Here is a 20,754-nt window from a genome sequence, read left to right on the forward strand (position 1 = left end):
CGCCAGTCGGAGGCAGACCTTGATCCCGTTGTCGTTCGCCCAGCAGCGGCTCTGGTTCATCGAGCAGTTCGAGGGACCGAGCGCCCTCTACAACACGCCGTTCGCCCTCCGGCTGACCGGCGAGCTCGACGCCGCCGCCCTCGAAGGCGCGCTGTGGGACGTGGTGGCCCGGCACGAGGTGCTGCGCACCGTCTTCCCGACCACCGACGGCCAGCCCCACCAGCACATCCTCGACCAGGGGCGCCCGCCGCTGCACCGGGTGCCGGTGGCCGACGAGGCCGAGCTGTCCGAGCGGCTGCGCGAGGACGCCGGGCAGGTCTTCGACCTCGCCACCGACCTCCCCGTCCGCGCCTGGCTGTACGCCCTCCCCGCGCCGGGCGAGCACGTCCTGCTGCTGCTGACGCACCACATCGCCAGCGACGGCTGGTCCGTCGCCCCGCTCTTCGGCGACCTCGCCACCGCCTACGAGGCCCGGCTCGCCGGCACCGAGCCGCAGTGGGAGCCGCTGCCGGTGCAGTACGCCGACTACACCCTCTGGCAGCGCGAGCTGCTCGGCGAGGAGGACGACCCCGAGAGCGTCGTCTCCCTGCAACTCGCCTACTGGCAGCAGGCGTTGTCCGGCCTCCCGGAGGAGCTTGCGCTCCCCTACGACCGCCCCCGCCCGACCGCGCCCACCCGCCGGGGCGGCGCCGCGGAGCTGGAACTCGACGTCGAACTGCACACCGCGCTGGCCGAGTTGGCCGGCACGCAGAACGCCAGCCTCTTCATGGCCCTGCAGGCCGCCGTCGCCGCCCTCTACACCCGCCTCGGTACGGGCACCGACCTGCCGATCGGCACCGTCGTCGCCGGACGCACCGACGAAGCCCTCGACGACCTGGTCGGCTTCTTCGTCAACACCCTGCTGCTGCGCACCGACACCAGCGGCAACCCGAGTTTCCGGGAACTGCTGGACCGCGTCCGCCGCACCGACCTCGACGCCTACGACCACCAGGACATCCCCTTCGAGCGCCTGGTCGAACACCTCAACCCCACCCGCACCGCCGGCCACCCCCTCTTCCAGTCGCTCGTCACCCTGAACACGGAACGGGCCGGCGATCTCGCCTTCGGCCCGGTGACGGCCCGGCCGGTCGAGGCCGGCGAGGCCCAGGCCCAGTTCGACCTGAACTTCAACTTCGTCGAGCACCTCACGGCGGACGGCGACTGCCTCGGTGTCCGCGGCGCCGTCGACTACGCGGCCGACCTCTTCGACCACGCCACCGCGACCGCCCTCGCCGAGCGGCTGCTGCGCGTCCTGCACGCCGTCGCCGCCGACCCGGACGCCCCGATCGGCAGCATCGAGATCCTCGACCCCGCCGAACGCGAGCACCTGCTCACCGACTGGAACGGACCGACCGCACCGGTGCCCGACACCAGCCTGCCCCGGCTGTTCGAGGCCCAGGCCGCCGCCACCCCCGACGCCCCCGCACTGATCACCGACGCCGAACAGCTCAACTACGCCGAGCTGAACGGCCGCGCCAACCGCCTCGCCGCCCTGCTGCTGGCGCGCGGCCTGACCGCCGAGCAGCCGGTGGCGGTGCTGATGGAGCGCTCCGCCGGGCTGCTCACGGCCGTCCTCGCGATCGCCAAAGCGGGCGGCACGTACGTCCCGCTGGACGACCGCTACCCGCTGGACCGGCTCCAGCACATCCTCACCGACACCCGCACCGGCCTGCTGCTCACCGACCCGGCCCACCACGGGCACCCGGTCCTCGCCACCGGCGGCTTCACCACCGTCGAGGTCACCGACGCGCTGCTCGCCACGGCCCCCGAGGCGGGCGACCCGGCCGTGCCCGTGCACCCCGGCCAGCTGGTCTACGTGATGTACACCTCGGGCTCGACCGGCCTGCCCAAGGGCGTCGCCGTCACCCACCGCAACGTGGTGGACCTGCTGGGCAACCAGCACTTCCGCGCGGGCCACCACGAGCGCGTCCTGCTGCACTCGCCCACCGCCTTCGACGCCTCCACCACCGAGATCTGGGCGCCGCTCGTCACCGGCGGGGCGATCGTGCTGGCCGAGCCCGGCGAGCTGGACATCCGGCGCCTCGCCGAGACCATCACCACCCACCGGGTGACCCTGGTCCAGGCGCCCTCGGGCCTGCTGCGGCTGATGGCCGAGGAGACGCCGGAGGCCTTCCGGGCCGTCCGGCAGGTGTGGACCGGTGGCGACGTCGTCCCGCCCGAGGCCGTCCGCCGGCTGTTCCAGGCGTGCCCGGACACCTCCGTCGTCGCGGTCTACGCGCCCACCGAGACGACGGCCATCAAGACCACCTTCACCATGACCCCCTCCTCGGCGGTCCCGAACGTGGTGCCGATCGGCCGTCCGCTGGCCAACACCCGGACGTACGTGCTCGACACCGCCTTGCAGCCCGTACCCGCCGGCGTGGCAGGCGAGCTGTACATCGCCGGCGCCGGACTCGCCCGCGGCTACACCGGCCGCCCCTCCCTCACCGCCGAACGCTTCGTCGCCTGCCCGTTCATTTCCGGTGAGCGGATGTACCGCACCGGCGACCTCGCCCGCTGGACCACCGACGGCGTCCTGGAATTCCTCGGCCGCGCCGACGACCAGGTCAAGATCCGCGGCTTCCGCATCGAACTCGGCGAAGTCGAAGCCGCCTTCACCGCCCACCCCGCCGTCGGCCAAGCCCTCGCCCACGTCCGCGAAGACCAACCCGGCGACAAACGCCTCGTCGTCTACACCACCCTCGCCAGCACAGGCGCGGACACCGTCACCGCCGGCGAACTGCGCGCAGCCGTCACCGACACCCTCCCCAGCTACATGCTCCCCGCCGCCGTCGTCATCCTCGACACCCTCCCCGTCACCGCCAACGGCAAAGTCGACCGCCGCGCCCTCCCCGCCCCCGACTACACCAGCACCACCGAAGGCCGCGCCCCCCGCAACGACACCGAACAAACCCTCTGCGCACTCTTCGCCGACGTCCTCGGACTCACCACCGTCACCATCGACGACCGCTTCTTCGACCTCGGCGGCCACTCCCTCCTCGCCACCAAGCTGGTCAGCCGCATCCGCGCCGCCCTCAGCACCGAACTGCCCATCCGGGCCCTGTTCGACGCCCCGACCGTCGCCGCCCTGGCCGCCGTCCTGCCCGCCTCCGGCACGGCCCGCCCGGCCCTGCGGCCCGTCGACCGACCCGCGCGCATCCCGCTCTCCCCGGCGCAGCAACGCCTGTGGTTCATCGAGCAGTTCGAGGGCCCGAGCGCGCTCTACAACACCCCGTGCGCGGTGCGCCTGACCGGCCGGGTCGACGCCCCCGCCCTCCAGGCCGCGCTGACGGACGTCCTCGACCGCCACGAGGTGCTGCGCACCGTCTACCCGACCACCGACGGCCAGCCGCACCAGCTGATCGTCGAGCGTCCCGAACTCCCGCTGCACACCGTGCCGGTGGCCACCGAGGCCGAGCTCCAGGCCACCCTGGCCGAGGCCGGCGGGGAGGTCTTCGACCTCGCCCACGACCTGCCCGTCCGCGCGACGCTGCTCTCCCTCCCGCACGACGAACACGTCCTGCTCGTCCTCATGCACCACATCGCCACCGACGGCTGGTCCGTCGCCCCCCTCCTACACGACCTCGCCACCGCGTACCAGGCCCGACTGACGGGCACCGCACCGCAGTGGCAGCCCCTCCCCGTGCAGTACGCCGACTACGCCCTCTGGCAACACGAACTCCTCGGCACCCCACAGCAACCCACCACCCTGCTCACCGAACAACTCGCCCACTGGCAGCAGACGTTGTCCGGCCTCCCCGAGGAACTGGCGCTCCCCTACGACCGCCCCCGCCCGACCACGCCGACCCGCCGGGGCGCGGCGGTGGAACTGCACCTGGACGGTGAACTCCACGGCGCCCTGGTCGAGTTGGCGCAGCAGAGCCGGGCCAGCGTGTTCATGGTGATGCAGGCGGCACTCGCCACCACGCTGGGCCGCCTGGGCGCGGGCACCGACCTGCCGATCGGCACCGTCGTCGCCGGGCGCACCGACGAAGCCCTCGACGACCTGGTCGGCTTCTTCGTCAACACCCTGGTGCTGCGCACCGACACCTCCGGCGACCCGAGCTTCCGGGAGCTGCTGGAGCGCGTCCGGATCGGCACCCTGGACGCCTTCGGGCACCAGGACGTGCCTTTCGAGCGCCTGGTCGAGCTGCTCAACCCGGCGCGCTCGACGGCCCGGCACCCGCTCTGCCAGGTGATGCTGACCTCGGGCGGCGACGCCGGACAGATCCGCCTCGGCGGCCTGCCGGGCCGGGTCGAGGCGCTGGATTCGGACCTCGCCAAGTTCGACCTGACCTTCGCCTTCGGCGAGACCTTCGACCGCGACGGCGCCCCCGCCGGGCTGGAGCTGTCGGTCGAGTACGCCGTCGACCTGTTCGACCGGGCCACGGCGGCGGCGACGGCCGCGCGGTTCGAGCGCGCCCTGCGCGCGGTGCTGGCCGACCCGGACCAGCGGGTGGGCCAGGTGGAGATCCTGGCGCCGGAGGAGCGCCGGCAGCTGATCACGGCCTGGAACGACACCGACCACCCCGTCGCCCCCGCCACCTTCCCGGCGCTCTTCCAGGCCCAGGCCGCCGCCCGCCCCGACGCCGTCGCCCTCGCCTTCGGCGCCGAGCAGCTCACCTACGCCGAGCTGAACGGACGCGCCAACCGCCTCGCCCGGCTGCTCACCGCACACGGCGCGGGCCCCGAGCGGTTCGTCGCGATCGCCCTGGACCGCTCGACCGAGCTCATCGTCGCCCAGCTCGCCGTCCTCAAGGCCGGCGCGGCCTTCCTCCCGCTCGACCCGCGCTACCCGGCCGACCGCATCGCCTACATGCTCGCCGACGCCGCCCCCGTCCTGGTCCTCACCACCAGCACGGTGGCCGCCGGCCTGCCGGCCGACAGCACCGTCCCCTGCCTGCTGGTCGAGGACCTCGACACCTCCGGCCACCCGGCGCACGACCTCACGGACGCCGAAGCCGACGCCGAAACCGCCACCGAGCCCGCCTCCGCCCCCGACGCCGCCGCGTACGTCATCTACACCTCCGGCTCCACCGGCCGCCCCAAGGGCGTCGTCGTCCCCCACACCGGCCTCGCCTCCCTGGTCGAGAGCCAGCGCGAGAGTCTCGCGCCCACCCCCGACAGCCGCGTCCTGCTGTTCGCCTCCCCCTCCTTCGACGCCGCCGTCGCCGAGCTCAGCATGGCTCTGCTCACCGGTGCCCGCGCCGTCCTCGGCACCGCCGACCAGCTGCTGCCCGGCCCGGCCCTGGCCGAACTGATCGCCGAGCAGGGCGTCACCCACGTCACCCTGCCGCCGACCGCCCTGGCCGTCCTGCCCCCCGACGCGCTCGCGCACGTCGAGACCCTGGCCGTCGCCGGGGAGGCCTGCCCGCCCGACCTCGTCGAGCACTGGTCCGCCCGCCTGCGGATGGTCAACGCCTACGGACCGACGGAGTCCACCGTCTGCGCCAGCATGACCACCCCGCTGTCCGGCCGGATCGCACCACCGCTGGGCCGGCCCATCCTGAACACCCGGCTGCACGTCCTCGACGCCGCCCTGCGGCCCGTCCCCGCCGGGGTCGTCGGCGAGCTCTACCTCGCGGGCGCCGGCCTGGCCAGGGGCTACCTCAACCGGCCCGGCCTGACCGCCGAGCGCTTCGTCGCCAACCCGTACGACGCCCCCGGCAGCCGGATGTACCGCACCGGTGACCTGGTCCGCCGCCGGGCCGACGGCTCCCTGGAGTACCTCGGCCGCACCGACCACCAGGTCAAGGTCCGCGGGTTCCGCATCGAACCCGGCGAGATCGAGGCCGCCCTCGTCCGGCACCCCTCCCTCGCCCAGGCCTTCGTCCTGGTCCGCGAGGACCGCCCCGGCGACCGGCGCCTGGTCGGCTACGCCGTGGCCCGGCCCGGTCAGACGGTCGACCAGGCCCTCCTGCGGGCCCACGTCGGCGCGACCCTGCCCGACTACATGGTGCCCTCCGCCGTCGTGGCCCTGGACGCCCTCCCCCTCACCGCCAACGGCAAGGTCGACCGCCGCGCCCTCCCCGCCCCCGACACCGCCGCCTGGCCCGGCGCCGGGCGGGCACCCGGCACGCCGCAGGAGGAGGTGCTCTGCGGGCTGTTCGCCGACGTGCTCGGGCTCGAACGGGTCGGCGTGGACGACAACTTCTTCGAACTGGGCGGGCACTCGCTGCTGGCCGCCCGGCTGGTCGCGGGGCTGCGGGAGCTGGTCGGCGCGGGCGAGGGGATCGGGGTCCGCACCGTGTTCGAGGCGCCGACCGTCGCCGGGCTCGCCGAGCGGCTCGCCCGGGGGCCGGGCGCCGAGAGCTTCCCCGTCCTGCTGCCGATCCGCACCCGGGGCTCGCGCCCGCCGCTGTTCTGCGTCCACCCGGCCGCGGGCATCAGCTGGGTGTACACGGGGCTGCTGCGCCACCTCGACGCCGAGCAGCCGATCTACGGCCTCCAGGCCCCGGGCCTGGCCGATCCGAGCCACCGCCCCTCCTCCGTCGCGGAGTTGGCGCGCGACTACCTCGCGCAGATCCGCGCCGTCCGCCCCGAGGGCCCGTACGCGCTGCTCGGCTGGTCCTTCGGCGGGGCCGTCGCCCACGCGATCGCCGCGCTGCTGCGCGACCAGGGCGAGGAGGTCCGGCTGCTGGCCCTGCTGGACGCCTACCCGGGCGGCGGCGAGGCCGGGCCCGAGCAGTGGCGGGACGACCCGGCGCAGCTGGCGGTGATCCTCGACTCGCTCGGCCACCCGGCCGGGGAGATCGGCGCCTGGCCCGAGGACGAGGACGGCTACGCCGAACTGGTCCGGCACGGCGAGGGCCCGCTCGCGGGCCTCAGCGGCGCCGCGGTGGCCCGGGTGGTCGCGGTCTTCCAGGCCAACGCCGAGCTGGCGCACACGCTCCCGCTGCCCGGCTACGACGGCGACGCGGTGGTCTTCACCGCCGCCAAGGACCGCCCGGCCGACGCCCCCGACCCGGACGGCTGGCGCCCCCACGTGGGCGGCCGGATCGACGTCCACGAGGTGCCGAGCACCCACGGCGCCATGACGGGCCCCGAGGCGCTCGCCGTCATCGGTCCGGTGCTCGCCGCCCGCCTGACCGCCCGACCGGCCTCCTGAGCGACCGGCCTCTGACCGGCCTCCCGACCCACCGACTTTCGCATCCCTTCCGACCGCAGGCCACCGACCTGCACCCACCGCGCGGGCCGCACCCGGCCCGCCCACCGAGAAACGGACACCACCATGACCACTGCCGCCATCCCCGACACCTGGCGCGGCGTCACCCCGTCGCCGATCACGTCGACCGACGCCTACAACGGCTTCATCGCCGCCAACGTGATCTTCGCGCTGGACCGGATCGGTGTGCTGGAGAAGCTCGGGCGCGGCGAGCCGCTCTCGGCCGTCGAGGCCACCGCCCAAGGCGGCGACACCGCCCGGACGGAGGCCGTCCTGCGCGCCGCCGCCGACTGCGGCTACGTCAAGGCCGACGGCGCCGCCTACGTGCCCACCGAGGTCGGTCTCGAAGTCGCCGCCGCACGCGGCTACTTCACCTGGGCCGTCGGCGGGTACCACGACGTGTTCGGCCGCGCCGGCCACCTGAGCGCGGGGACGCACCGCTACAGCGAGGACGTCCTGCGCGACGAGGCGATGGTCGCCCTCGGCTCCGCCCAGTGCGACCAGTCGCTGTTCGCCGCGCAGCTGACCGACGTGCTCTCCGGCATCGACTTCCGCACCATCGCCGACCTGGGCAGCGGCACCTCCGCCCGGGTGCGCCGGGTGGTCGGGCAGCGCGAGGGCACCCGGGGCCTGGGCATCGACATCAGCCGCCCGGCCACCGACATCGCCCGCCGCGACATCGTCACGGCCGGGATGCAGGACCGCGTCACCGCCGTCCGGGCCGACGTCCTGGGCCTGCTCGGCACCCAGATCGACAACGACGCCGAGGCCGCCGAGGTGGCCGAGGTCGACACCGTGATGAGCTTCTTCCTGCTGCACGACCTGCTGGCCGACCCGGCCACCCGCTCCTCGATCTTCACCCGGATGCGGGAGGCCTTCCCGAAGGCCCGCACCTTCGTGCTCGGCGACACCATGCTGCGCGGCCCGGGCGAGTCCCAGAGCGCCCTGCCGGTCTTCTCGGTCGGCTTCGAGCTGGCGCACGCGATGATGGGCGTGCCGCTGCACACCAAGGAGACGTACGAGGAGCTGTTCACCGACGCCGGGCTGCGGATCGACCGCGTCGAGGCGCTGGCCACCCCGCACTCCTGGCTCTACGTCCTCCAGGCCGACTGATGGCCGCCGCCCCCGCCGCCAGACACCTGCTGGCGCAGAACGAGCACCCGGGCCCGCCGCTGCCGTCCGTCGTGGCCGCCCTGGCCGCGGCCGCCGGCGACCTGCACCGGTACCCGGACTTCCGCCCGCAGCGGATCGAGGGGATCATCGCCGACTGGCAGGGCGTCCCGGCCGGCCAGGTCGCGGTCGGCCACGGCTCGGCGGGCGTGGCACTGGACCTCTTCCACGCCGTCGTCGAGCCCGGCGACAACGTGGTGCACTCGGCGCCCTGCTTCGACGCGTACCCGCTGTTCTGCGAGATCGCCCGGGCCGAGGCCCGGGCCGTCCCGCTCGGCCCCGACGCCCGGCACGACCTGGCCGCGATGGCCGAGCGGCTGGACGAGCGCACCCGGATCGTCGTGCTGTGCAACCCGCACAACCCGACCGGCACGGTCTACTCCTGGGCGGAGCTGACGGACTTCTTCCGCCTGGTCCCGGCCACGGCACTGATCCTGCTGGACGAGGCGTACGTCGACTTCGCCCGGGACTGGGCGGCCCCGGCCGTGCCGGACCGGATCGCCGAGTGGCCGAACCTGGTGGTGCTGCGCACCCTCTCCAAGTCGCACGGCATCGCCGCCCTGCGGATCGGCTACGCGCTCGCGGAGGAGTCCGTGGCCCAGCGGGTGCGGGACCACCAGGTCCCGTACGCGGTGAACCGGCTCCAGGAGGCGGGCCTGCTGGCCGCCGTCTCGGCCCAGGACGAGGTGGACCGGCGGATCACCGAGATCGCCGCCGAGCGGGAGCGCCTGCGGGCCGCACTGCTGGGGCTGGGCTGGACGGTGGCGCCCAGCCTGACCAACTTCCTCTGGGTCGTCGCGCCGGGTGACCAGCTCCCCCTGCGGACGGAGCTGGAGCGCCGGGGGGTGGCCGTCCGCTACTACGCCGGGCAGGGCATCCGGATCGCCGTCGGCGAGAAGGACGCCAACGACGCGGTGATCGAGGGCTTCGGCGCCACCGCGCCCGCCGCTCCCTGACCGCACCCCGCGTCCGCGGATCCCCGCGCATCCCTGCACCTCCCTGCACGTCCCTGCACGTCCCGCATGTCCCGCATGTCCCGCACGTCCCCGCGCACGGCGCGTGAGGGCGCACCGTCCGCGCCCCACGCGCCGAGCAGCCCAGCAACTCAGCACACACGGCACACACAGCACGTCCAGCACGTCCAGCACCCCGAAGCGCCGTCGGCGCAGCGAAGGAACCGCGATGCACCCGCTGTTGGCCCGCCCGGAGTTCCGGCGCTACCTCGCCGGGCAGACCCTGTCCGTCCTCGGCGACAGCGCCCTCTCCATCGCCCTCGGCATCTGGGCCAAGGTGCTGACCGGCAGCAACTCCGCCGCCGGGCTGGTGCTGTTCTGCTTCGCCGCGCCGCTGCTGCTCCTGCCGCTGGGCGGCCTGCTCGCCGACCGGGTCCGGCGCAGACCGCTGCTGGTCGGGGTCAACCTGGTGGTGGCGGTGGGGTTGACGCCCCTGCTGCTCGTCGACGGTCCGGACCGGGTCTGGATCATCTACTGCACCGCCTCGCTCTGCGGTCTCGCCGGGGCCGTGCTGGCCCCGGCGCAGAGCGCCCTGCTGCGTACGATTCTGACGGATCGTCAGGACTTCGGCGCAGCAGCCGGGTTCACCCAGAGCGCCCGGGCCGGCACCACGCTCGTCGCGCCGCTGCTCGGCTCGGGCCTCTACAGCTGGCTGGGCGGGCGCGCCGTGGCGCTGGCCGACCTCGGCGTGCTGCTGCTGGCGGCCCTGGCCTTCCTCGGCCTGCGGGCGGACGAGCCCAGGCCGGAGCCCTCGGGCCGCCGGTGGCGCACCGAGGTGCTGGCGGGCTTCGCCCACCTGCGCGGCGCGACCGGGCTGCGCCCGCTGGTGGCGGCCACCGCCGTCACGGGCTTCGTGCTGAGCCTGCTCCAGCCGGTGCTGTTCGCACTGACCCAGCACGGGCTGCACCGCCCGCCGCAGTTCCTCGGCGTGCTGGAGACGATCGAGGCGGTCGGGGCGCTGGGCGGCTCGGTGGTCGGCGGTCTGCTGATCGGCCGGCTCGGGCCGCGCCGGACGGTCATGGCGGGGTCGGTGGTGTTCGGCCTCGGCACGGTCCTGCTGCTCGCGCCGTCCCTCCCCGTGGTGGCTGCCGGCCTGGTGATCGCCGGGGCGGGCATCCCGGCCGCCATGGTCGGCCTCGCCACCGCTGCCCAGGCGGCCACGCCGCCCCAGCTGATGGGCCGCGCCCAGGCGGCCGTCAACCTCTCGCTCACCGCCCCGCAGGCCCTCGCGGTCGGCGTCGGCTCCGGGCTGGTGGCCGCCCTGGACTTCCGGGTCGTGCTGGCCGTGATGGTGCTCGGCGCCCTGCTCGCGGCCGTCCACCTGCTCGGCAAGCCCGAGGCCCCGACCGAGCCCGAGGCCCCCGCCGGGACCGAGGCCTCCGCCGGGACCGAGGCCCCCGAAGAGCCCGAGAGCCCCACCGAGCCCGGGAGCGCCCCGGACCTCCAGCGCACCTGATCGCCCGATCACCCCCGACACCTCCTCTCCTCCTCACCAGAAAGCTCCTCAGATGACCGACCGCTCCTCACCCACCGCCGCCCCGCTCCCCGTCGAACTGGACCACGTCGAGTTCTACCTGTCCGACCTCACCGCCGAGACCGCCCGGCTGACCACCGAGTACGGCTTCGAGCTGCTCGTCCCGCCCACCGAGCGCGGCGAGGCCGCCGAGCGCTGCCTCTCGGCGCTGGTCGGGCAGGGCACCGTCCGGCTGCTGCTCACCCAGCCGCTGGCCGGCGGCCACCCGGCCACCGACTACCTGGCCCGGCACGGCGACGGCGTGGGCGCACTGGCCCTGCGGGTGCCGGACGCCGCCGACGCCTACCGGACGCTGACCGGCCGGGGCGCCGACGGGCTGCGCCCGCCGCAGGCCGCGCACGGCTGCGTCACGGCGGTGGTCGGCGCCTTCGGCGACGTGGTGCACACCCTGATCGAACGCGGCCCCGAGGCCCCCGCCGACCGGATCCCCGGCCTGCCGGACGCCGCCCCCGTGACCGGTGCCGGTACGACGGGGCTGCGCTCCGTCGACCACTTCGCGGTCTGCGTCCCCTCCGGCGAGCTGCGCGAGACCGTCCGCCGGTACTGCGAGGTCTTCGGCTTCCGGATGATCTTCGAGGAGCGGATCGAGGTCGGCGCGCTCGGCATGGACTCGGCGGTCGTGCAGAGCACCGACCACAGCGTCACGCTCACCCTGATCGAGCCGCTCAGCCCCGACGCGGGCGGCCAGATCGCCTCCTTCCTCGCCGACCACGGCGGCGCCGGGGTGCAGCACGTGGCCTTCTCCTCCGCCGACGCCGTGCACTCCGTCTCCGCGATGGCGGAGCGCGGCGTGCCGTTCCTGCGCACCCCGGGCGCGTACTTCGACGCGCTGCCCGCCCGTCTGACGCCGCTGCGGCACTCCCTCGACCAGCTGCGCGCCCTGCACCTGCTGGTCGACCAGGACCACGACGGCCAGCTGTTCCAGATCTTCACCCGCTCCCAGCACCCGCGCGGCACCTTCTTCTTCGAGGTGATCGAGCGCATCCGGGCCCGCACCTTCGGCAGCAACAACGTCCGCGCCCTCTACGAGGCCGTCGAACTCCAGCGCAGCGCCAGCGAAGTGGCCGGATGAACGCGCCGGCCCTGACCGGGCACCCGTCCGACCCGACATCTGGTCACCAGCCGCTCTCCACCCCGTCACTGTCCGCCCCGCCGCTCTCCGTCGCCGAGTACGCGGAGCCGGCCCGGGCCGCGCTCGCGCCCGAGGTCTGGGACTGGCTGGAGGGCGGCGCGGAGCGCGAGCGCACCCTCGCCGGCAACCGGGCGGCCTTCGACCAACTGGCCCTGGTGCCCCGGGTGCTGGCCGACGTCTCCGCCTGCGACACCGCCGCCACCCTGGTGCGCAGCCGCGCGAGCCTGCCGGTGGCGGTGGCGCCCGTCGCGTACCACCGGCTGTTCCACCCCGAGGGCGAGCTGGCCTCGGCCCGGGCGGCGGCCGCGGCGGGGGTGCCGTTCACCGTCGGCACGCTCAGCAGCGTCGGCTTCGAGGACCTGGCCGCGACGGGAGCCACGCTCTGGTTCCAGCTGTACTGGCTGCGCGACCGGGGGCGGCTGCTCGACCTGGTCGCGGCGGCCGAGGCGGCGGGCAGCGAGTGCCTGGTCGTCACCGCCGACGTGCCGTTCATGGGCCGCCGCCTGCGCGACGCCAAGAACGCCTTCGCGCTGCCCGCGGACGTCCGCGCGGTCCTGCTCGAAGACGGCGCCGCCGGGCGGGCCCACCAGGCCACCACCGCCGTCTCGGCGGTGGCCGCGCACACCGCCGAGCTGCTCTCCCCCGCCGTCACCTGGGCGGATCTCGCCTGGCTGCGCGAGCACACCAGCCTGCCGCTGGTGGTCAAGGGGGTGCTCGACCCAGCGGACGCGGTGCGGGCCGCCGAACTCGGCGCCGAGGCCGTGGTGGTGTCCAACCACGGCGGCCGCCAGCTCGACCGGGCCGTCCCCTCGATCAGCGCGCTGCCCGCCGTCGCCGAGGCGCTGGCCGGCCGCGACTGCCAGGTGCTGCTGGACAGCGGGGTGCGCGGCGGCTCGGACGTGCTCACCGCCCTGGCCCTCGGGGCGTCCGGGGTGCTGCTCGGACGCCCGATGATCTGGGGCCTGGCGGCCCGGGGCGAGGCCGGCTGCGCCCACGTGCTCGACCTGCTGGCCGCGGAGCTGCGGCACGCGCTCGGTCTCGCGGGCTGCGCCGACCTGAGCGCGGCCGCCGCGCTGCGCACCACCCCCATGCCCTGCCCCACCTGGAGTGCCCCGTGACCACCACCGCCCCACCCCGCGGCCTGCTGCGGGCCGACCTGCACCCCTCCCTCGCCGACCCGGCGATGACCTCGATGAACCTGCTCAACGAGATCTCCATCCGCTACCCGGAGGCGGTCTCCTTCGCCGCGGGCCGCCCGGCGGAGCAGTTCTTCGAACTCGACGCCGTCCACCGCCACCTGGACCGCTACGTCGCCCACCTGCGCGCCGAGCGCGGGCTCTCCGAGGAGGCGGCCCGGCGGCAGGTGCTCCAGTACGGGCGGACCAAGGGGATCATCCACGAGCTGATCGCCACCCACCTCGCGGTGGACGAGGGCATCGAGGTGCCCGCCGAGTCGATCGTGGTGACGGTGGGCTGCCAGGAGGCGATGTTCCTGGTGCTACGGGCACTGCGCCGCGGCCCCGAGGACGTGGTGCTCGCCGTCTCGCCCACGTACGTGGGGCTGACCGGCGCGGCGCTGCTCGCCGACCTCCCGGTGCGGCCGGTGGCCGACGGCCCGGACGGCGTGGACCTCGCCGACCTGCGCCGCCAACTGGCCGCCGCCCGGGCCGAGGGGCTGCGCCCGCGCGCCCTCTACCTGGTACCGGACGTCGCCAACCCGAGCGGGGCCAGCCTGCCGCTGGAGCTGCGGCGGGAGCTGCTCGCCCTGGCCGCCGAGGAGGACTTCCTCCTGCTGGAGGACAACCCGTACTGCGTCTTCGCCGGCGAGGAGCGGCTGCCCTCGCTCAAGGCCCTGGACACCGAACGGCGGGTCGTCCACCTCGGATCCTTCGCCAAGACGGCCCTCCCGGGCGCCCGGGTCGGGTACGTGGTGGCGGACCAGCCGGTGGCGGACGGCGCGGGCGGCACCGACCTGCTGGCCGACCTGCTCGGCATGATCAAGAGCATGACCACGGTGAACACCTCACCGATCGCCCAGGCCGTGATCGGCGGGGCACTGCTCGAACACGGCTACAGCCTGCGGGCCGCCAACACCGAGGTCGCCGCGCTCTACCGGCGCAACCTCGCGCTCGTCCTGGCGGGCCTGGCCCGGCGCTTCCCGCCCGGCAGCGGGGTGAGCTGGAACGAGCCGCGCGGCGGGTTCTTCCTGGTGGTCACGGTGCCGTTCGCGGTGGACGACGCGCTGCTCGAACTCTCGGCCTCGGAGTACGGGGTGATCTGGACCCCGATGTCGCACTTCTACCCGGGCGCGGGCGGGGAGCGGCAACTGCGGCTCTCCGTCAGCCAGGTCGACCCGGACACCGTCGACCGCGGGCTGGACGGGCTGGCCGCCCTGATCGCCGCACGGTCCTGACCTCCGTACGGTCCTGACCTCGGAGGGGGCGCCCGCTCCGGCGCCCCCTCCCTTGCCGGGCCCTCGCGTCAGGTGCAGTGGGACGGGCCCGAGTCGGCGCCCCCAACGCCCCCGACGCCCCCGACCGCCCGGTCCGCGGGCGCGGCGTCCTCGGACAGCATCTTGATCCGGACCTGCCGCACGTACCGGTCCACCAAGTGCCGCAGCACGCTGACCGTGGCGGCGACGTCCGGTGCCGGAATGCCGTCCAGCGCATTGGCCAGACCGGCGATGTTGGCCTGTTTCAGACGGTTGAGCATCGCCCGTCCCTCGGCCGTGAGCGCCACCTGGCGGGCCCGGCGGTCCAGCGCGTCCGGGGTGCGTTCCACCAGTTGCTGGGTCTGCAGCCGGTCGATCTGCCGGGTGACGTGGGAGGGCTTGACCATCAGCCGGGCGGCCAGGTCGCCCACCCGGCTGACCTCCTCGGCCTCGGCGAGCGCGCGCAGCAGGTAGACGTCCGAGCGCGCCGCCGTGATGCCGGCCCGCGCCGTCTGGCGCTCGTGTTCCTGCGAGCGGGTCAGCAGGTAGGCCAGCGAGGCCAGCACCTCCTCCAGTTCGGAGGTGGCGGTCGGATTGTCTGTTGCGTCCGGCATGGGGGAACTGTAGCGACCCCGTTCGGGGAGTGGCTCCCCTCTCGACCACTGACCGGTTTCCGGACAGATTCGTTCGCCACCGGATGGACCCTTTCGCCACCACTGACCGCGAGTTAGCGTGACGGTGAGTTAGTTGCTTAGGGCATGCAATGGTCCCGGGCGCTACCCCACGGCACCGCAGGCCCATCCGCTCGGCGCCACCGGCAAATCCGCTCCGTGAAGGGAGCCCATGATGGCCACCGCCGCTCACCACCCCCAGTTCACCCACCCCGCCGCCCGTGGCGGCTGCCCGTTCGACCCGCCGCCGGCCTACCAGCAGGCCCAACAGGACGAACCGATCAGCCGGATCGCCCTCTGGGACGGCGCCCCCAGCTGGCTGGTCACCCGCCACGACGACATCAAGGCCGTGCTCAGCGACGCCCGCTTCAGCTCGGACGCCGCCCGACCCGGCTTCCCGTTCATCAGCGCCGGGGCCCGGCAACTGAGCACCGGCCAGCGGACCTTCATCCGGATGGACGACCCGGAGCACGCCCAGCTGCGCCGGATGCTCACCAGCGAATTCATGATCAAGAAGGTCGAGGCACTGCGCCCCGAGGTCCAGCGCATCGCCGACGACCTGCTCGACGAGCTGACCGCCGGCCGCAACTCCGGCGACCTGGTCCACGAGTTCGCGCTGCCGCTGCCGTCCCTGGTCATCTGCCTGCTGCTCGGCGTCCCCTACCAGGACCACGACTTCTTCCAGGAGTGCAGCCGGGTCCTGCTGCGCCGCGACTCCTCGGTCGAAGAGGTGCAGATCGCCCAGAAGAACCTGGCCGACTACCTGGTCAAGCTCACCGACTCCAAGCGCACCGAGCCCGACGACGGCATCCTCAGCCGCCTGGTCGCCCGCGGCGAGCTGAGCACCGAGGAGATCGGCGCCATGGGCCGGCTGCTGCTGGTCGCCGGACACGAGACCACGGCGAACATGACCGCGCTCTCCATCCTGGCCCTGCTGCAGAACCCCACCCAGCTCGCCCACCTGCGCGAGCACCCGGAGTCGGTCGCCGGCGCCGTCGAGGAACTGCTGCGCTACCTCACCATCGTGCACTCCGGCCTGACCCGGGTCGCCACCGAGGACGTCACCATCGGCGGCGTCCGGATCCGGGCGGGCGAGGGCGTGATCTGCATGATCAGCACCGCGAACCGGGACGAGCAGAAGTTCCCCGACGGCGACGAACTCGACCTCTCCCGCGACGCGCGCCTCCACCTGGCCTTCGGCTTCGGCGTCCACCAGTGCCTCGGACAGCCCCTGGCCCGGCTGGAACTGCAGATCGCGCTGAACACCATCCTGCAGCGACTGCCCGAACTGCGCCTGGCCGTACCGTTCGAGGAGATCCGCTTCCGGGGCGACATGCTCATCTACGGCGTCCACGAGCTCCCCCTCGCCTGGTAACGGCCCCCCGAGTCCGAACCGATCCTCCGAAGGGAAAGCCATGCTCATCCACATCGACCAGGAAAAGTGCTGCGGCGCCGGCAACTGCGTACTCGCCGCCCCCGAGGTCTTCGACCAGCGCGAGGAGGACGGCATCGTCGTCCTCCTCGACGCCGCACCCCCCGCCGACCTCCACCAGGCCGTCCAGGACGCCGCCGCGGTCTGCCCGGCCGCAGCCATCCGGCTCGACCAGCCGTAACCACCCCCCACCCCCCACCCCACCAACCCGCCGCCGAGCGGCGCCCCTGACCGCGCGTCGGGTCCGGCCGAACCGACCGGACCCCGACCGAGACCGAGCCCCAACATCCACGCCGTGGAACAATGGACGGGCCTCGCGCGGGGGGAGGCGGCGAGCATCGAAGGAGCGGCGGGTTGGCAGGGCTGGTGACCGACTGGATCCGGGTTCCGGTGGGCGAGGACGCTTCGAGGTGGACCACCCGCGGTGGCTGCCGCCGCGTTCTCCTCGTCGTCCACAACGTGACCTCCGCGACCCGGCTCCTGGACGTCGTTCCGCTGTTCCGCGACGACCTCAGGATCCAGTTACTGGCCTCCTGCACGGGATCGTCCCCCTTCAGCGCAGGAGTCGCCGAGCTGCTGAGCTCCCTCGGGGTTCCGGTACTTCCGTGGGAGCAGGCCAAGCAGACCCCCGTCGACCTCGCCCTGTCGGCCAGCTTCGGTGGTGAACTCTCCGAGTTTCAAGGGAAGTTGGTCGTCCTCTCACACGGAGCCGGATACAATAAAAGGCTCGCAACACCGAACACCGAACACCGAACACCGAACACCGAACACCGAACACCGAACACCGAACACCGAACGCGCCGCATGCCCCTGTCTTCGGCCTGGCGCCCGAGTGGCTGCTGTCCGACGGGGTTCCGCTCGCCCGGGCGATGGTGCTCTCCCACCCCGAGCAGCTCGGCCGGCTGCGCGAAGCCTGCCCCGAGGCCGCTCCGACGGCGGTGCTCGGCGGCGACCCCTGCTTCGACCGCATCCTGGCCGCCCTTCCGCGCCGCGAACGCCATCGCCGCGCGTTCGGCGTCCGACCCGGGCAGCGGTTCATCGTGCTCAACTCCACCTGGAACCCACAGTCGCTCTTCGGTGACGCCGGCGCGAACGACCCGCTGCCGTGGCTGCTCGACCGCCTCGCCGCCGAACTCCCGGTCGACGACTACCGGGTGGCGGCCGTCCTCCACCCGAACATCTGGCACGGCCACGGCCCCGGCCAGGTCCGCCTCTGGCTGGACCGCGCCGAGCGGGCCGGCCTCACCCTGATCGACCCCCTGGACAGCTGGCGGCAGGCGCTGGTCGCCGCCGACGCGGTGATCGGGGACTTCGGCTCGGTCAGCTACTACGCCGCGGCACTGGGCACCCCCGTTCTGCTCGGCACGGCCTCCGACGAAGTTCTGGGCGCCACCTCACCGGTGGCAGCCTTCGTCCGCGAAGCCCCCCGGCTCACCCTGAACTCCCCCCTTCGTCCACAGCTGGACTTTCTCCTGACGCATCATCAACCAATCACCAGTCCCGGCAAGTTGACGACCTCAGCACCCGGCGAGGCAGCCGGCCTGCTGCGTTCGCTCTTCTACGAGGTCATGGGACTGCCCGAGCCGACAGAGCCGGCTCTCCTGGACCTGCTCCCACTCCCCGCCTACCGGCCGCCGACCCGAACCGTGCCGCTGCGGGTCCGTACCCGCCCGGGGCCCCGCCCGCACGAGGTCACCATCGAGCGGGTCGCCGAAGGCCGGTACGGGCCTGCCGGGCCCGGCTCCGATCACCTCGCGGTGCACGAGGACACCCTCGACCAGGGCCTCCTCGATCTGGCCGACGCGATCCTCCGGTACGGGGAGGCCGACGACCCCCGGATCGGCCCGCCCCGGGAGTGGGCCGCGGCGACGCTCGCCCGCTACCCGAACTGCTCCCTCGCGGCCTTCGTCTCCGGTCCGGACACCTGTGAAGTACTGCTGCGTGACCGGGGATTCGTCCGCCTCACCAGCCCCTCGCTCGACCCGGCGGCGGCCGCCTCGGCACTGTTCGCCCAGGTGGACGGCACCGCCGTCCCCCGTCCGCTGCCGCGGATGGAGCTGACGGTGCGCACCGGCGGCGCGTCCCACACGGTCCTGGTCAGTCCCGTTCCGTGAGGCACTGCTGCCGCAGGCCCGCCAGGTAGCGCAGATGGGGCTCCGCCTGCTCGCGGTCCAGGATCGCGGCGGCCTCGTCGATCGCGGCCAGCGCCTGTTCCGTCGCCGAGGTGTCCGCCCAGGTCTCCGCGAGATTGGTGAGGGTGCGGGCCACGTTGTAGTTGTCGCGCAGACGCCGGAATTCGGACAACGCCTCCGTCAGCCAGGTCCGGGCCCGCTCGTACTCGGCCAGGCCCCGCAGCGCCCGCCCCCGGTGCCGCTTCAGCAGCGCCCGGGCCCGCGGAACGTCCCCCGCCCCCTCGTGGTCCGGACCGATCGACCCGAGCAGTCCGTCGGCCTGCTCGAAGCAGTCGTACGCGGGCTGCCACCGCCACTGCCGAAGCCTCAGCAGCCCGAGCGACTCGACGGCCGTGGCCCGGCCCAGCAGGTGGCCGGCCCGCTCGAACGCCGAGGAGGCGTCGACCAGACAGCTCTCGGCCTCGGCCAGCAGGTCCAGTTCCATCAGGGCGAACGCCAGCTGGGTGTGCATCCGGCCGGCCATCGCCGAGTCCGGGTCGTGCGCGACCGCCACCCGCACGGCGGTGCGCAGCGCCGGCAACAAGGTCTCGTGCCGACCGGCCTTGAGCTGCACCGCCCACGACGCCTCCGCCAGCTCGCACACCGTGGCCGGCGCGGCCAACTCCTCGGCGGCGAGCACCGCCTCGACCAGGTTGCCCACCTCCGCGGCCAGCGCGGCCAACGCCGCACCGGCGTCCGGGTAGTCGCCGGGCCCGAGCTCCCGGTAGAGCGGCCCGACATGCCAACGCTCCCGCAACGCCGCGTAGTCGGCCCGGACGGCGAAGCGCAGCAGATGCTCCACGGCACGCGTCACCGCACCCGCGCACGCGGCCAGACCGTCCTCCCGCGCCGCCTGCTCCTCGGCGAACCGGCGCACGGCGGGCCGGTAGCGGTAGCGGCCCTCGGGCGTGGCCTCCACCAGGCCGGCCTCGGCGAGCCCGGCCAGCAGGACACCAGCGCGCTCGACGGTGAGCCCGCCAGTTCCATGGGGTCCCGCGACCGCCACGGCCAGCTCGGGACCGACGGCCGGCCACGGCCGCAAGGCGCAGAGCCGGAACAGCCGGGCCTCCTCCGGCTCCAGCGCCTCGTACGACTCCTGCACGGCGGCGCGCACCGGATCACCCACATGGGCATCGCCGCCGCCGTCACCACCACCGCCCCGGCCCCGGCGCTGCTGGGGGATGAACGCCAGCCGGGGAGCCGCAGCACGCAGGGCGAAGGGCGATCCTTCGCACCGCTCGAGAACGCCCGACAGGGCGGGGCCTGCGGCGGAGACGGTCTCCTTCCCCACGAGGTCCGTGAGCAGCCGCCTGGCGTCCTTGTCGGACAGCGGCCCCACCGGGATCGGGACGGCGTCGAGACCGGTGAGCGGACGCCGGGCCACGACGACCGTGACGACGCCCGGGGCCGCGGTGATCAACGGCCGGACCTGGGCCGCCGACCGGGTGTGGTCCAGCACGACGAGCAGCTGCCGCTCGGCGACCAGCGACCGGAACCGCTCGACCCGGTCCTGCGCGGCCGGCGGAACCCGGTCCGCCGGCATGCCGAGGTGGATCAGGAACTGCCGGAGCACGGCGGCCGCATCGGGTGCGGTGGCCAGCGACCCGCCGGAGAGGTCCGCGTAGAGCTGCCCGTGCGGAAACCGCTTCCGCTGCTGCGCACCCCAGTGGACGGCCGCAGTGCTCACGCCCATCCCCTGGGGGCCGTACAGGACGCTGACGCGGGGCGTGCCGTCCGCCTTCCGTCCGGCCTCCTTGTCCAACAGCGCCAACACCTTGCGCCGGTCGGTGAAGAAGCGGTCGGAGGGCGGCAGCAGGGAGGGCGTCGCCAACGGCCCGGACCAGCCCCCGCCCTGGCCGCTCAGCCAGACGCGAAGCGCCCTGGCCTGCGCCGGATCCGACTCGGCCACCTCCAGCAACAGCTGCGCCACAGTGGCCCGTTCGGCGGCATCGGTCGGCGCCGGCACATCCCGTCCCGTCACCCGACGAACGAACGC

General features: G+C 74.1%; 12 protein-coding genes. 10 read left to right on the top strand and 2 right to left on the bottom strand.

Translation table 11 applies throughout. The annotated features are described in order from the left end of the window. Nucleotides 1-19 precede the first annotated feature (19 nt). From AB0R04_RS22955 to AB0R04_RS22985, 7 genes are all read left to right on the top strand, one after another. Complete coding sequence (locus AB0R04_RS22955; RefSeq protein ID WP_363374049.1) at nucleotides 20-7,147, top strand: amino acid adenylation domain-containing protein; 7,128 nt, start codon at nucleotides 20-22, stop codon at nucleotides 7,145-7,147. Nucleotides 7,148-7,270: 123 nt separating this feature from the next. Beyond that, nucleotides 7,271-8,317, top strand: coding sequence for a class I SAM-dependent methyltransferase (locus AB0R04_RS22960; RefSeq protein WP_363374052.1), 1,047 nt, complete (start codon nucleotides 7,271-7,273; stop codon nucleotides 8,315-8,317). After that, nucleotides 8,317-9,330: an aminotransferase class I/II-fold pyridoxal phosphate-dependent enzyme gene (locus AB0R04_RS22965; RefSeq protein WP_363374055.1), complete on the top strand. Its 1,014-nt coding sequence runs from the start codon at nucleotides 8,317-8,319 to the stop codon at nucleotides 9,328-9,330. The genes AB0R04_RS22960 and AB0R04_RS22965 overlap by 1 nt, the downstream gene beginning before the upstream one ends. Nucleotides 9,331-9,556: 226 nt before the next feature. After that, entirely contained in the window at nucleotides 9,557-10,843 is a 1,287-nt protein-coding gene (locus tag AB0R04_RS22970) for an MFS transporter (RefSeq protein ID WP_363374057.1), read from the top strand. Nucleotides 10,844-10,895: 52 nt separating this feature from the next. Next, nucleotides 10,896-11,993 carry a 4-hydroxyphenylpyruvate dioxygenase gene (hppD, locus tag AB0R04_RS22975; protein WP_363374059.1) on the top strand — a complete coding sequence of 366 codons (1,098 nt, stop codon included), beginning with the start codon at nucleotides 10,896-10,898 and terminating at the stop codon, nucleotides 11,991-11,993. Then, nucleotides 11,990-13,171: an alpha-hydroxy acid oxidase gene (locus tag AB0R04_RS22980; protein WP_363374062.1), complete on the top strand. Its 1,182-nt coding sequence runs from the start codon at nucleotides 11,990-11,992 to the stop codon at nucleotides 13,169-13,171. The genes hppD and AB0R04_RS22980 overlap by 4 nt, the downstream gene beginning before the upstream one ends. Nucleotides 13,172-13,236: 65 nt before the next feature. Further along, on the top strand, nucleotides 13,237-14,466 hold the full coding sequence (locus AB0R04_RS22985; protein WP_063351474.1) for a PLP-dependent aminotransferase family protein: 1,230 nt from the start codon (nucleotides 13,237-13,239) through the stop codon (nucleotides 14,464-14,466). A 68-nt stretch (nucleotides 14,467-14,534) separates the two neighbouring features. Here the strand turns inward: AB0R04_RS22985 and AB0R04_RS22990 are convergent, their stop codons facing one another. Next, nucleotides 14,535-15,098: a MarR family transcriptional regulator gene (locus AB0R04_RS22990; protein ID WP_363374065.1), complete on the bottom strand. Its 564-nt coding sequence runs from the start codon at nucleotides 15,096-15,098 to the stop codon at nucleotides 14,535-14,537. Nucleotides 15,099-15,330: 232 nt separating this feature from the next. Here AB0R04_RS22990 and AB0R04_RS22995 point away from each other — a divergent pair, with 232 nt between their 5' ends. From AB0R04_RS22995 to AB0R04_RS23005, 3 genes are all read left to right on the top strand, one after another. Continuing rightward, a complete protein-coding gene (locus AB0R04_RS22995; protein ID WP_363374067.1) occupies nucleotides 15,331-16,530 on the top strand; it encodes a cytochrome P450 in 1,200 nt (399 codons plus the stop codon). A gap of 40 nt (nucleotides 16,531-16,570) precedes the next feature. Continuing rightward, nucleotides 16,571-16,768, top strand: a complete 198-nt coding sequence (locus AB0R04_RS23000; RefSeq protein ID WP_063349674.1) for a ferredoxin — start codon at nucleotides 16,571-16,573, stop codon at nucleotides 16,766-16,768. Nucleotides 16,769-17,456: 688 nt separating this feature from the next. Further along, nucleotides 17,457-18,701: a hypothetical protein gene (locus AB0R04_RS23005; protein ID WP_363374070.1), complete on the top strand. Its 1,245-nt coding sequence runs from the start codon at nucleotides 17,457-17,459 to the stop codon at nucleotides 18,699-18,701. Here the strand turns inward: AB0R04_RS23005 and AB0R04_RS23010 are convergent. Beyond that, nucleotides 18,685-20,739, bottom strand: a complete 2,055-nt coding sequence (locus tag AB0R04_RS23010) for a tetratricopeptide repeat protein (RefSeq protein ID WP_363374073.1) — start codon at nucleotides 20,737-20,739, stop codon at nucleotides 18,685-18,687. The genes AB0R04_RS23005 and AB0R04_RS23010 overlap by 17 nt on opposite strands. Between the last annotated feature and the right edge of the window lie 15 nt (nucleotides 20,740-20,754).

It is taken from the genome of Kitasatospora sp. NPDC056731 (assembly GCF_040687675.1).
In the GTDB taxonomy this organism is placed as follows: domain Bacteria; phylum Actinomycetota; class Actinomycetes; order Streptomycetales; family Streptomycetaceae; genus Kitasatospora.

Bases quoted from the DNA above. Each gene is read 5' to 3' on its own strand.
- AB0R04_RS22960 (WP_363374052.1), top strand. From the start codon at position 7,271: ATGACCACTGCCGCCATCCCCGACACCTGGCGCGGCGTCACCCCGTCG.
- AB0R04_RS22965 (WP_363374055.1), top strand. From the start codon at position 8,317: ATGGCCGCCGCCCCCGCCGCCAGACACCTGCTGGCGCAGAACGAGCAC.
- AB0R04_RS22970 (WP_363374057.1), top strand. From the start codon at position 9,557: ATGCACCCGCTGTTGGCCCGCCCGGAGTTCCGGCGCTACCTCGCCGGG.
- hppD (WP_363374059.1), top strand. From the start codon at position 10,896: ATGACCGACCGCTCCTCACCCACCGCCGCCCCGCTCCCCGTCGAACTG.
- AB0R04_RS22980 (WP_363374062.1), top strand. From the start codon at position 11,990: ATGAACGCGCCGGCCCTGACCGGGCACCCGTCCGACCCGACATCTGGT.
- AB0R04_RS22985 (WP_063351474.1), top strand. From the start codon at position 13,237: ATGACCTCGATGAACCTGCTCAACGAGATCTCCATCCGCTACCCGGAG.
- AB0R04_RS22990 (WP_363374065.1), bottom strand. From the start codon at position 15,098: ATGCCGGACGCAACAGACAATCCGACCGCCACCTCCGAACTGGAGGAG.
- AB0R04_RS22995 (WP_363374067.1), top strand. From the start codon at position 15,331: ATGGCCACCGCCGCTCACCACCCCCAGTTCACCCACCCCGCCGCCCGT.
- AB0R04_RS23000 (WP_063349674.1), top strand. From the start codon at position 16,571: ATGCTCATCCACATCGACCAGGAAAAGTGCTGCGGCGCCGGCAACTGC.
- AB0R04_RS23005 (WP_363374070.1), top strand. From the start codon at position 17,457: ATGGTGCTCTCCCACCCCGAGCAGCTCGGCCGGCTGCGCGAAGCCTGC.